Origin of the sequence: Vibrio sinaloensis (genome assembly GCF_000808535.1) — a bacterium.
GTDB classification, from domain to species: Bacteria; Pseudomonadota; Gammaproteobacteria; order Enterobacterales; family Vibrionaceae; genus Vibrio; species Vibrio sinaloensis_D.
Genome location: NZ_JWLV01000010.1, coordinates 47,862 through 61,265 on the forward strand (window position 1 = coordinate 47,862; position 13,404 = coordinate 61,265).

The window sequence follows — 13,404 nt, forward strand, 5'->3', positions numbered from 1 at the left end:
CCTAGTGATATGAAAGGCGCCTAGTGCGCCTTTTTTCGTTCTCTCCAATTCGTAAAAAGTATTTGACCTTGGAGTCGACTCTAAGGTTTAAGATGAAGGTATATAGAAAAGGGAGATACAATTATGTGCACCAAACATAACGCCTGCCGCTCTAGCAAAATTGCGGTCAATCCTTCACAAGTGGGTTCTTGTTCTAGCCCGAAAATTGTCAGTATACAGATGGCAGGAGTGCCACAAACCGAATTAGACTGTTGTGGCTCCAATACTTGCAGTAGCGGTGGTGATCCGTCTGATGAAGAAAGTGAGTCCGGTGCTTCAACAGAGGCTACCTATACTCACAGCTGGAAAGTGAATGGGATGGATTGTCCATCTTGTGCGCGAAAAATCGAAACTGCAGTTAGTAAGATTGAAGGCATTGTCGAAGCAAAAGTGTTATTTGCCACCGAGAAACTGGTGGTGAAAACCAATCACCAAAACGTTGCCCAACACGTGGAGAACGCCATCCAAGACGCGGGCTTTTCATTCTCGAGCCCAACCAAGCCCAAAGCAGCGAAAAAGCAGGGGTTAGCCAAACTTATCGATGGCAATGGTCAAATCCTAAGTATCGCCATCGCGATGTTGGTTGCTGCGCTTATCAAGCCTACTTTGCCTCAAGTAAGTGAGTGGTTATTCGTGCTTACCTGCTTGGCGGGTCTCTATCCTATTGCTAAAAAAGCCGTGTCATTGGCGAAATCTGGTACGCCTTTCGCGATAGAAACGCTCATGAGTGTTGCCGCTCTTGGCGCATTGTATCTTGGTGAGACAGTTGAAGCTGCCATGGTTTTGCTGCTGTTTTTAATTGGTGAACGTTTAGAAGCGTTTGCTGCGTCTAGGGCACGAAGCGGCGTTCAGTCTTTGATGGAATTGGTGCCGGAAAACGCAACTCAGATTATTGACGGCCAACGAGTGGAAGTCTCGGCCAGTGAACTGCAACCCGGTGATATTATCGAGGTTTCGCCCGGTGCACGTTTGCCCGCTGACGGTCAGTTATTGGGTGAAGTGGCGAGCTTTGATGAGAGCGCACTTACCGGAGAATCACTACCCGTTGAGCGTTTTGAAGGTCAGTCAGTCATGGCTGGCGCGGTGGTGGTTGATCGGGTGGTACGTTTTGCTATCACCTCGAAGCAGGGTGAAAACGCAATCGATCGAATTCTGCACCTTATTGAAGAAGCCGAATCTCGCAAAGCACCACTAGAGCGCTTTCTTGATAAATTTAGCCGCTGGTATACACCATTAATGATGGTGGTGGCGCTACTTGTCATTATTACGCCACCTTTGTTGTTTGCTCAGCCTTGGGAAACATGGGTGTATCGCGGGCTGGCGCTGCTTCTGATTGCATGTCCTTGTGCCTTGGTGATATCGACGCCTGCAGCCATTACATCTGGTCTCGCGGCGGCGGCTCGTCGAGGGGCGCTGATCAAAGGTGGCGCAGCACTTGAGCAGTTGGGCAAAATAGAAACGGTAGCGTTTGATAAGACTGGAACCTTGACCAAGGGGCAACCAGAGGTGACGGACATATTGCCTCTAAACGGCTGGAGCGAACAACAACTTCTCGGAAAAGTGGCGGCGATTGAAGTTGGGTCAAGCCATCCTCTTGCGAAGTCCGTGGTACGCAAAGCGGATTCTCTCGGAATTGATATTGTCGAAGCACAAAGTAAGCAAGCGCTGGTAGGAAGTGGCGTTCAAGGTTATATCGAGGGGATTCTTTACCAAGTGATTGCGCCAAGTAAGCTGACGATGACACTCGATCCTGATATTGACAACCTGATTGGTCAATTGGAAGCGCAAGGTAAGACTGTGGTTGTTGCGACTGCTGGAGAGAACCAAGTGATTGGGCTAATCGCTTGGCAAGATACGCTGCGTGATGATTCAGCTCAGGCGGTCAAAGCACTCAAGGCGTTAGGTATTAACGCCGTCATGTTGACAGGCGATAACCCTAGAAGTGCCTCAGCGATCAGTTCAATGATCGATATTGACTACAAAGCAAGCCTGCTGCCGCAAGATAAAGTGACTTATGTTGAGCAGCTCTCGGCCAATGCCAACGTGGCGATGGTGGGGGATGGCATCAATGATGCGCCCGCAATGAAAGCCGCCAGTATTGGTATTGCGATGGGCGGAGGCACCGATGTGGCATTGGAAACAGCAGACGCTGCGATCACTCATAACCGTTTATTGGAGTTGGCAGGGATGATTGAACTCTCTCGTGCAACACTTAACAATATTCGACAAAACGTTGCGTTAGCCTTGGGTCTTAAAGGTGTGTTTCTTGTCACCAGTTTGCTTGGTATTACGGGACTTTGGGTGGCGGTGTTGGCAGATAGTGGCGCGACGGCGATCGTGACACTCAATGCGTTAAGGTTGCTTAAATTTAAATCGAGCCAAGACGCATAGTCATCCACGTTTCATTCATCTGCACAATAACCCTCCCATTTGATGAGAGGGTTATTTTTTATGCAACTCACGTCGCCAATTTGCTGAAAAATGTGATGCAAACCGGTTTTGCTTGCAATGTCATAATTTGTTACTCATATAGTTGTGAGTTGTGTCACTCTTTATTTTTGAGGAGTTGGTTAGAGTATTCCTGTACCCGATGAATTTATAGAGTGAAACCGGTGTTCGAAGAAAGAACGGATTTCACCTCAATAAGGAGCCCCCTATGTCTCAAGCTGTATTCCACCTAGGTGTTACCCAAGAAGATCTTGCTGGTGCAACATTAGCGATTATTCCTGGTGATCCTGCGCGTGTTCAAAAAATTGCTGAAGAAATGGAGAACCCTGTTTTTCTAGCAAGTCACCGTGAATACACGCTTTACCGAGCTGAGCTTGAAGGCAAGCCAGTTGTCGTTTGTTCAACCGGTATCGGTGGTCCTTCTACATCTATCGCAGTTGAAGAGCTAGCGCAACTTGGTGTTCGTACTTTCCTACGTGTTGGTACAACTGGCGCGATTCAGCCTCACGTAAACGTGGGTGATATGATCGTATCGACGGGTTCTGTTCGTTTAGATGGTGCGAGCTTACACTTTGCTCCAATGGAATTCCCAGCAGTAGCAGACTTTGAAGTTGCTACAGCGATGAAAGCCGCGGTTGAAGAGTCTGGCGCAACAGTGCACATGGGTGTTACTGCTTCAAGCGATACCTTCTACCCAGGTCAAGAGCGTTACGATACTTTCTCTGGCCGCGTTGTTAAGCGTTTCCAAGGTTCGATGCAAGAATGGCAAGACATGGGCGTACTGAACTTTGAAATGGAGTCAGCAACGCTGCTTACTATGTGTGCAAGCTCTGGTCTGAAAGCAGGCTGTGTCGCGGGCGTTATTATCAACCGTACGCAGAAAGAGATCCCAGATCACTCAACGCTAAAAGAGACTGAAGCACGCTCAATCAAAGTGGTTATAGAAGCGGCTCGTAAAATGCTTTAAGGCTTGCGCTAGTTAACGCGACCCAATAGAAAAAACCTCAATCATGGTCAGCCAGATTGAGGTTTTTTAGTCTTCCAATTCAGCGGTCAGTTACGCAACAAACTCTTCTGAATCTGGGCGGTTGGTAAACTGCACGCCGTGTAAGAAATCGCACAGCAGTTGATCGTCACACGCTTTGTAATTCTTATTGTTCGGTTTGCGGAAGTAAGCACCAACCTCATATTTGCTTAAGCTCACGCCCATTAGCTCCAGTACGTCTAGTACATCTTCCGCTTTCATGTTAAGCGCGATACGCAACTTCATAAAAATCATGTTGTTGGTTAGCTTTTGTTCAGGCTTAGGTTGTTCGCCTTCTTTTTTCCCACGCTTTAGGTTGATAAATCCGTTTAGAAATAGCGCCAGTTCTTTATCTTTCATTTTCGTTGCCGACTTATCAGAGTCAGCTTTTAACCAGTCATTGACTTGGTTTGGTGTGATAGGTGAATCCACTTGCTCAAACGCTTTTACGATTTGTGCAGGTTTGAGATTCAATGAATGTTGGATACGGCGCAGGATTTCGTTGTTAGTCACAGTGGGTGCTCTTAGGTCTATGAGGTCGAGTTGACCAGGTTTTGTCGGGGAGGACTTTAGCAAAGTTGCGGCATGGTGGATAGTGAGAAATTGGGCTCAAGCAGAGATAAGCCTGAGCCCTAAAGTCGCAGAGATTAAGCGAGCGTTATCTTAGGCAGTGGCTGATAGAGGCTTTCAGTCATCTCCGATAGCATTTGGTCATATACCTGCGAGATGATTAATGAGATATCCGTCGTTAATTGGTACAGGTCATCATTGCTTGCGGTAATTGTGTCACTGGCGTGGATTTCAGTGAGAATATGCATGGCTTTGGAGCTTGTCGGAGACGCAACCGATAGCGGACTCACCAAGGAGAGCTGGTTGAGCTTGCGCTTGGTTTTGTCGCAGTAGTATTTCACGCGCAGTTCTCCTTCTGGGTAGCTCCTGTCTTGAATCGAGATTCTTAGCTGAGTGAGCACTTCCATGCTATCAAGTACTTGCTGCCAATTCATATGGTACTCATCGCTGACGTCTTCGCGTCCGGACTCAATCAACCAAGCGATGGCTATCTCGTCCATTAAAAACATGCAATGGCGAATGGTTTTGCCATGAATCACTTGGTTCCGAGCAACGCTTCGTTGATCCCAATCTTTATACAGCGACTTTAGCTTCAGTTGGAGAATGCGATACATGGGCTTGTTTTCAAACGGTGCAATGGCAATCAATTGGTTGGAATAATCGAGCATAGCGTCGCAAACACCATCCAATTGCGCCTTCACGGCTTGTGTTTGTTGGTTCGAAAGGGCTTGATGAGTCAAAGATCTATGCTGTCGGCACAGCTGCATCAGCTGTCTAAGTAAAACTAGTGTGTCGAACTTACGTTCTAGACCGCTGTGGCGCTGACGAGAAAAGTGGAAAAGTGCCGCTAAAACGGCCAATGAAACAATCAGTGAATAGACAACAAGCATAACCAACTCCTTGTAATGGTTTACCTATCAAGTGGTAGAGCAGATTTGGTGCCATAAATTTACTTGTTATTATTCAGTGGTTTATGTTTTTATTTGAGAGGGTGATTGAACTGTGATGGTGCAGAGAGCACCGTTGTAGGGAGTAAAAAAAGCCCCACTCAAAGAGCAGGGCTTTCAATTGGTTGGTTTGTGATTACATCACACGCATGCCTGGTTGTGCGCCTTCGTGCGGCTCAAGAATCCATAGGTCGCTGCCACCTGGGCCAGCGGCTAGGATCATGCCTTCAGACATACCAAATTTCATCTTACGAGGTTTTAGGTTCGCTACCATTACGGTTAGCTTGCCTTCTAGCTCTTCAGGTTTGTACGCTGACTTGATGCCAGAGAACACCTGACGAGTTTCACCGCCGATGTCCAATTGGAACTTAAGCAGCTTGTTTGCTTTTGGCACTTCTTCACACGAGATGATGCGCGCGATACGCATATCAACGGCAGCGAAAGCATCAAACTCAATCTCTTCTGCGATAGGATCTTTGTCCAGCTCCGTTTGGCTCGCTTTGTTCTTTGCTGCTTCTGCCGCTTCTTTTGCTGCAACCTCTGCTGCTGCGTCTTCTTTAGAAGCTTCAACCATTGCTTCAACCTTCTTAGGATCGATGCGGTTGAATAGGGCTTTGAACTTAGTGATCTCATGACCAGTCAGTGGAGCCGCGATGCCTTCCCAAGTGAGCTCTTCGTTTAGGAACGCTTCAGTACGTGCAGCCAATTCTGGCATCACTGGTTTTAGATAAGTCATCAGCACGCGGAATAGGTTGATACCAACAGAACAGATGTCTTGCAGCTCTTGGTCTTTACCTTCTTCTTTCGCCACAACCCACGGTGCTTTCTCATCAACGTATTGGTTTGCTTTGTCTGCTAGGGCAGTGATTTCACGGATTGCACGACCAAACTCACGAGTCTCGTAAAGCTCTGCGATGCGGTCAGCCGCGTCTGCGAACTCTTTGTACAACTCTGGCTCTGCGAAGTTAGCTGATAGCTTGCCTTCAAAGCGTTTAGTGATGAAGCCAGCGTTACGTGATGCTAGGTTAACAATCTTGTTTACTACGTCAGCGTTTACGCGCTGAGTGAAGTCTTCAAGGTTAAGGTCTAGGTCATCGATACGGCTGTTTAGCTTAGCAGCGTAGTAGTAACGCAGACACTCTGGGTCTAGGTGATCTAGGTAAGTAGCCGCTTTGATGAAGGTGCCTTTTGATTTAGACATCTTCGCGCCGTTCACCGTTACGTAGCCGTGTACGAATACGTTATCAGGCTTACGGAAACCGCTACCTTCTAGCATTGCAGGCCAGAATAGAGAGTGGAAGTAAACAATGTCTTTACCGATAAAGTGGTAAAGCTCAGTTGTGCTGTCTTTTTTCCAGTACTCATCGAAATCTAGGTCATCACGCTTGTCACATAGGTTTTTGAATGAACCCATGTAGCCGATAGGGGCATCTAGCCACACGTAGAAGAACTTGTCTTTTTCACCTGGGATCTCGAAACCGAAGTAAGGCGCGTCACGAGAGATATCCCACTGTTGCAAACCAGACTCAAACCACTCTTGCATCTTGTTTGCTGTTTCTGCTTGCAGTGAACCAGAACGTGTCCACTCTTGTAGCATGCTTTCAAACTGAGGCAGGTCGAAGAAGAAGTGCTCAGAATCTTTCATTACTGGCGTCGCGCCAGAAACTGCTGATTTCGGATCAATCAGTTCAGTCGGGCTGTATGTCTCACCACAGTTATCACAGTTGTCGCCGTATTGGTCTTCAGACTTACACTTAGGACAGGTACCTTTTACGAAACGATCCGGTAGGAACATCTCTTTTTCAGGGTCAAATAGCTGAGAAATCGTACGGCTTGAGATGAAGCCATTTTTCTTAAGCTCTAGATAGATGTGAGAAGCTAGCTCACGGTTCTCTTCTGAGTGCGTGCTGTGGTAGTTGTCGAAGCTAATATCGAAGCCAGCGAAGTCTTTTTGGTGTTCTTCACTTACTGCAGCGATCATCTCTTCTGGTGTAATTCCCATCTGTTGTGCTTTTAGCATGATTGGTGTGCCGTGAGCATCGTCAGCACAGATGAAGTTTACAGTGTTGCCACGTAGGCGTTGGTAGCGAACCCAAATGTCAGCTTGAATGTGCTCAAGCATATGACCTAGGTGAATCGAACCATTAGCGTACGGAAGGGCACAAGTTACCAGCAGTTTTCTTGGATCGTTTGCCATACTTAATAATCGCTTCTAATGATGTATAAAAAATAGAGAGTAATACTACCTTATCCCACCAGTGACTCCAAGGCATCAAAGACCGGAATACCTTAGTTTTTTCAGGGTTCAGTATCGGCTGGTGGAGTGTTACGATTGGATGCATAAGGAGGACCTATGCGTCAGTTCACTTCAAAGCAAGATTTCTGTGATTGGTTAAACCAATTTGAGCATTCAAGCCTAGCGCCTGAATGGGCATCAACACCCAATATTGTCTCGGTAGCGAGCCATGGCTTTAAGATTCAACTGCCTTTTGCTGCCAACCAGTTAGATAAAGATCTGGCTGAGTGGATCTCATCCCAACAGGCAAAGGGGGAAGTTGCTGCTTTTCATTGCGACATTGAGGTTTCACCAAAAGCGTTGCAAACCAATGTTGCCGCAGAAGTTAAAGGGGTAAAAAACATTATCGCGGTGACTTCGGCAAAGGGAGGCGTAGGGAAATCAACGACGTCCGTGAACCTTGCGTTGGCCATCGCGCGCTCTGGCGCCAAGGTTGGCTTGCTCGATGCCGATATTTACGGACCGTCAGTGCCGATGATGCTAGGGCAGATGAACGCGACCCCTGAAGTTAGAGACAATAAATGGATGCAGCCGATAGCGTGCCACGGTATCTACACTCATTCGATTGGTTACCTTGTTTCCAAAGATGAAGCGGCTATTTGGCGTGGCCCGATGGCAGCAAAAGCCTTGGCTCAATTGCTTAATGAAACCGAATGGCCTGATTTAGATTACCTTGTCATAGACATGCCACCAGGCACTGGTGATATTCAATTAACACTTGCGCAGCAGGTCCCTGTCACAGGGGCGGTGATTGTGACGACTCCGCAAGATTTAGCATTGGCAGATGCGCGCAAAGGCGCAGCCATGTTCAATAAAGTTGACGTTCCAGTGATTGGCTTGGTCGAGAACATGAGTTACCACATCTGCAGCCACTGTGGTGAGAAAGAGCACATCTTTGGTGCGGGCGGTGCAGAAAAGATGTCAAATGAGTACGGCCTCGATCTGCTCGCTCAAGTCCCGTTGCATATTCATGTGCGTGAAGATATCGACAACGGCAAACCAACTGTGGTCGCAAGACCAGACTCGGAACATGCAATCTGTTACTTAACCTTGGCCGAGTCCGTGTGTTCTCGAATGTTTTGGCATGGCACGCCCAAGCCTGAATCCATTCAATTTACCATGGTTGAATAAGGGTGAATGCCGTAGAAAAGAGCGCTTTTTGAGCGCTCTTTTTTGTTCTTATTCTTTGTAATCGTTTGCGTTAGGCGTTTTTATTCCAATTCCTAAATTGAGCCGAATCACAACTAGTAACTGCAGACCGAACTCCCTATAATCAGGCGGTTTACCTAAAATTGTCCTAGTACACAGCGCTCACAGTAGCGAGCACTGCTAGTATTAGCTTATGACACCAATCAACATTCATCGGGTGCAAGAATAATGTCTGATAATAATCAATGCGTCATCGTCGGTATTGCTGGCGCGTCTGCTTCTGGAAAAAGTTTAATCGCTAGCACTATTTACAACGAACTGCGTGCAAAAGTGGGCGATCATCAAATTGGTGTGATTACGGAAGATTGCTACTACAACGATCAAAGCAAATTGAGCATGGAAGAGCGTGTTAAAACGAACTACGACCACCCGAGCGCACTCGATCATGACTTGCTTTGCGAACATCTAGAGAGCTTGGTAAAAGGTGAAGCGGTTGAAGTTCCTGAGTACAGCTACACTGAGCACACTCGTACTGACAATACGACAACCATGACACCAAAGAAGGTGATCATTCTTGAAGGTATTCTTCTGTTAACTGACCCTCGTCTACGTGACTTAATGCACGCAACCGTATTTATGGACACACCACTAGACATTTGCTTGCTTCGCCGTGTTAAGCGCGATGTTGAAGAGCGTGGTCGTACAATGGACTCTGTGCTTAAGCAGTATCAAGAAACAGTACGTCCAATGTTTATGCAGTTCATTGAACCATCAAAACAATATGCAGACATTATTGTTCCACGTGGCGGTAAGAACCGCATCGCGATCGACGTATTGAAAGCGCACATCGCCAAACTACTGCGTGCTTAAGCAATCACGAAGACTTTATTTTTTATGAGATAAGTGGCACTTTAGGTGCCACTTTCTTTTTATGTTCCTTAGAACGACGAAGTGATCATTTATACTTGGGATTGTGTCCTGAACAGCAGGATCAATTCACACAGCAAGGATAATGCGAATGAAGAAACTGTTCCTTTTTGTTGCCATCCCCATCATTGCTATCTTGGGGGCGATTCTCGCTCTCGTCTTATTGGTGAACCCAAATCAATTTAAACCGATGATTATTGAGCAGGCAAAGGCTCAAACTGGTTTAGAGTTGGTCATTGACGGGGACATTAGCTGGCAATTTTTCCCATCGATTGGTCTAGAGTTAGGTCAAACAGAGCTAAGAAACCCACAAGGCTTTAGCAAACTCAACATGTTTAAAGTTGATAGCGTGGTTATTGATGTTTCAGTTACGCCGCTATTCAACAAGCAACTCGAAATTGGCAATGTTGTTCTGGATGGTGCGCAGGTATCGATAGAAACACTCAAAGATGGTCGCAAAAACATTGATGCGTTGACGAAGGCTCAGTCGACTCAAGCACAAACGGCAGAATCATCTGCGCAAGACGTCCCTTCAACGACAGAGCCAAGCGCAGCGGAAACGGCGTCAGCAACGTCTGATTGGTCAATTCAATTAGCGGGTGTCACCATCTCTAATGCTGGCGTTGAAATTCAAGACCTACAGGCGGGAAGTTTTACCAAGCTTTACGATGTTAATCTCAGCTTATCTGAGTTCGCGTTTGATGAATGGGTAAAAGCCGACTTTGGCGCGAAAGGTGAGACGAATCAGCAAAAGTTTGCCGCAAGTGGCCATGCTGAATTCCAGCTTGCAAAGGGCTTTGCCAAATACGCACTGCGCAATATCAAGTTAGAGAGCAGCTTTAGTGACGCCACGACGAAAATGGACACGATCAAACTGTCACTAGACACCTTTGAATTTGATGCTGCTAACTCGTTGAGTTACGAAGTTAAAGGCAAAGCGGCGGATCTCAGCATTGATATGACTGGTGCAGCCACATTAACGGTCGATGAAGCGATCAGCAAAGTCGTGCTCGATAAAATGAGTTTGGATGCCAGCTTCGAAGGGGATGCGCTGCCGCAATCACCAATGAAAGTCGCCATGGCTTCAGACTTAACCTTTGATCTCAATAAAAGTCACTTAAGTTTTGTGCTCGAATCGCTGACGGCGAATGCCTTGGCGTTTGATGGTAAAGCGGACGTGACGTTAGCAGATATTCCTAAAGTTCGTTTCGCGTTGCACAGTCCAAATATCGATTTGGATGAATTTCTTGGTTTGGGCCAAGCTCCACAAGATAAGGAGCAAGCACCAAGCTCTGGTTCTGGTGATTCAAAGCCAGCAACGCGAGCAGAAGAGGCTGAGCCGGATTTATCTGCATTGAAGACCTTAGATGTAAAAGGTGACATGACGATTGATAAATTCAAGGCAAACAATGCTCATCTACAAAATGTTAAAGCGAGCTTCTCGGTTAACCGTGGTATCGCGGAGCTAACCTCATTCAGCTCCAATCTTTATCAAGGCTCGATTACTGCAAAAGCGAAGCTAGATGCCCGTAAGAGCCCTGCGACGTACACCGTGGAAAAACGGATCAAGGGCGTTAAAGTTCAGCCGCTACTTAAAGACGTGGCTGACAATGACATGCTTGAAGGTACGGGCAATATTACTGTAGATCTCAAGGGTGAAAGTCTTACACCAACAGGGATTCAAAGTAACCTAGTTGGGACGATGGTCATCGACTTTGCCGATGGCGCGGTCAATGGTATCAACGTCGCTCAATTGATTCGTGAGAACTACGCCAAAATCAAAGGCGAAAAGTTCGATGATAAGGAAGGCGTGCAAAAAACCGACTTCAGTGCCATGAAATCAACCTTGAAGCTGAATAAGGGTAATGTTTCGACCAATGATTTGACCATGCACTCGCCACTTCTTCGTATTCGCGGTAACGGGGAAGCCAACTACATCAAGCAAACGGTTGATTTTACCGTCAGCACGTCGATTGTTGGTTCATTGGAAGGTCAAGGCGGTAAAGACATTGACGAGCTTAGAGACATTACCATCCCAATTAATATTTCGGGCAAGTGGTCTGAGCCGAAATATAAGTTGGTATTTGATGATGTCTTAAAGCAGAAAGCGGAGAAAGAAATTGACCGCGGCGTTGAAAAGCTCACCGACAAAATCAAAGATGAGAAGACCAAAGACGCGGTGAACAGTTTGATCAAGGGGCTGTTCAACTAACGTGTACCCGTATCAAGGTTATTTCATAAGTGTCAGTTCAGATTAGATCTGACACTTCCATTTGTCTTGATGTGCATGAGAAAAAGGTCACCACTGTGACCTTTTTTTATGTTTACACTTTAAACTCGTCAACCTGCCTGTTGAGTTCATCACTTTCGGCGCCCAGTTGTCCGCAAAGCTCATCTGCATGATTGAGCATCTGAACCATTTCTCTGTTATTGGACGCGATTTGCTGAATGTTTTGATTGATTTCTTCACTGACTGCAGATTGCTGAGTTGCAGCTGCAGCGATTTCAGTATTCATTTGGTTGATTTTCTCGATTGAATCTCGAATCACGTTTAAGGATTGGGAAGCCGAGTTCGCGATAGCAATTGTTTTTTGACTACTGGTTTGGCTCGACTGCATCGCACCTACAGCACTTGTCGCGCCTGACTGTAGCCTTTCTATCATGGTTTGGATCTCACCAGTACTTTGTTGAGTACGCCCAGCCAATGAACGTACTTCGTCTGCCACTACAGCAAAGCCTCGACCTTGCTCACCTGCACGTGCCGCTTCAATTGCCGCATTTAAAGCCAGTAAGTTGGTTTGATCCGCAATATCACGAATGACATCAAGCACGGAAGCAATATGGCTCACATCCACATTCAGTAAGTTAACCACCTCACTTGCTTGGCTAATTTGCTCAGACAGTTCGCTAATTGAATCAAGTGCTTGCTCTATCGTAAGGTGGATGTTTTCCGTTTCACTACTGGCTTGATGGCTAAACTGGGCTGCCTCATTCGCATGTTGGCTAACATTATGACTTGTTGCTTGCATTTCATTCACCGCGGTTGCGACCACCTCACTTTCTCTATGCTGAGATTGGCTAAACTCAGTTGTATTCGCTGTCGCTTGTTTTAAACCATTCGCTGCGTGCTTTACCTTGGCAGAAGATCCCATTACATGGGTTACAGTCTGTTGGATTTTAGCTACAAATATATTGAATGACTCGGCTAATGAACCAAGTTCATCACGACTTATTACGTCTAGTCTCCGTGATAAGTCACCTTCCCCCTGAGCAATGTCTGCCATTGCAGCTTCGATGCGATTGATAGGGTGAACAATAAACCTCATTGTTGTCCATATCGTGATCAGTACGGTTAGCAGCGTGACAATCATAGAGACAATCACCACGCGTTCATTCGTTACGATAGATTCTTCGACTCGCTGCTTTAGTCGCACCTGTTGCTCATCAATCGAGTGACTAATGATTTTTAGCTGCTTACGAATAGTCTTAAACTGGCGACTGAACTCGTCTGCATTGCTCTCATAGTAACGAGCGGCCAGTTCGGGTTGATCAATCATTGGCTCATACAAACTCACCCAAGAACGTGTTGCACTTAACAGGGTATTAAGCTCTGAAAGCTGTTGAGCGGGTAATATATTGTGTTCAAATAGGGTTTTAAGCTTAGCCATTCTTGGTTCTGCCCGATATGCGTTGTCGGCGAACTCATTTTGGTGGTATTTAACTTCTGCTTGGGTTTGTGCTTGAGCGATACCATTAGCCGCAACCATCACTTGGTATAAGTCCCGATAAGCATCTTGCAAACTATCAATCGATGGCTGCACAACATTGTTTAGCTGGGCATTTAGAAAAGCTTGCTTGCTACTTTGTAAATAGGAAACGGTGGAGCTAGCTACGACACTGGTGAGAATGACCAGCATGGGTAGCAGCATCTTTTTAGAAATAGACAACTGAATCATCAAGAGACCTTATTACATCATGGAAACGATAAGTGATTAGCGTAACCG

General features: G+C 46.4%; 9 protein-coding genes. 5 read left to right on the forward strand and 4 right to left on the reverse strand.

Translation table 11 applies throughout. The annotated features are described in order from the left end of the window. Window positions 1-123: 123 nt before the first annotated feature. Complete coding sequence (locus RJ47_RS07615) at window positions 124-2,430, forward strand: zinc/cadmium/mercury/lead-transporting ATPase (RefSeq protein WP_039482932.1); 2,307 nt, start codon at window positions 124-126, stop codon at window positions 2,428-2,430. A gap of 265 nt (window positions 2,431-2,695) precedes the next feature. Beyond that, the gene (gene udp, locus RJ47_RS07620; protein ID WP_039482935.1) at window positions 2,696-3,454 is read left to right on the forward strand and encodes a uridine phosphorylase; all 759 of its coding nucleotides are present in this window, start codon (window positions 2,696-2,698) and stop codon (window positions 3,452-3,454) included. 90 nt (window positions 3,455-3,544) lie between these two features. On the opposite strand, the gene RJ47_RS07625 is transcribed toward udp, so the two are convergent. The 3 genes from RJ47_RS07625 to metG all read right to left on the reverse strand — a co-directional run bounded on the left by RJ47_RS07625 (window position 3,545) and on the right by metG (window position 7,225). Beyond that, window positions 3,545-4,024 (reverse strand): DUF1456 family protein, encoded by a 480-nt coding sequence (locus RJ47_RS07625; RefSeq protein WP_039482936.1) that lies wholly within the window; start codon window positions 4,022-4,024, stop codon window positions 3,545-3,547. Window positions 4,025-4,158: 134 nt separating this feature from the next. Beyond that, a complete protein-coding gene (locus RJ47_RS07630; protein ID WP_039482938.1) occupies window positions 4,159-4,971 on the reverse strand; it encodes a hypothetical protein in 813 nt (270 codons plus the stop codon). A 193-nt stretch (window positions 4,972-5,164) separates the two neighbouring features. Next, window positions 5,165-7,225: a methionine--tRNA ligase gene (metG, locus tag RJ47_RS07635; protein WP_039482940.1), complete on the reverse strand. Its 2,061-nt coding sequence runs from the start codon at window positions 7,223-7,225 to the stop codon at window positions 5,165-5,167. Window positions 7,226-7,381: 156 nt separating this feature from the next. Between metG and apbC the strand changes: the two genes are divergently transcribed. The 3 genes from apbC (at window position 7,382) to RJ47_RS07650 (ending at window position 11,612) form a co-directional block, all read left to right on the forward strand. After that, entirely contained in the window at window positions 7,382-8,455 is a 1,074-nt protein-coding gene (apbC, locus tag RJ47_RS07640) for an iron-sulfur cluster carrier protein ApbC (RefSeq protein WP_038213452.1), read from the forward strand. A 246-nt stretch (window positions 8,456-8,701) separates the two neighbouring features. Beyond that, a complete protein-coding gene (udk, locus tag RJ47_RS07645) occupies window positions 8,702-9,343 on the forward strand; it encodes a uridine kinase (RefSeq protein ID WP_005473367.1) in 642 nt (213 codons plus the stop codon). Between the two features lie 148 nt (window positions 9,344-9,491). Beyond that, window positions 9,492-11,612 carry an AsmA family protein gene (locus tag RJ47_RS07650; protein ID WP_039482942.1) on the forward strand — a complete coding sequence of 707 codons (2,121 nt, stop codon included), beginning with the start codon at window positions 9,492-9,494 and terminating at the stop codon, window positions 11,610-11,612. A gap of 112 nt (window positions 11,613-11,724) precedes the next feature. Here RJ47_RS07650 and RJ47_RS07655 read toward each other — a convergent pair whose 3' ends face one another. Then, window positions 11,725-13,356 carry a methyl-accepting chemotaxis protein gene (locus RJ47_RS07655; protein WP_039482943.1) on the reverse strand — a complete coding sequence of 544 codons (1,632 nt, stop codon included), beginning with the start codon at window positions 13,354-13,356 and terminating at the stop codon, window positions 11,725-11,727. Between the last annotated feature and the right edge of the window lie 48 nt (window positions 13,357-13,404).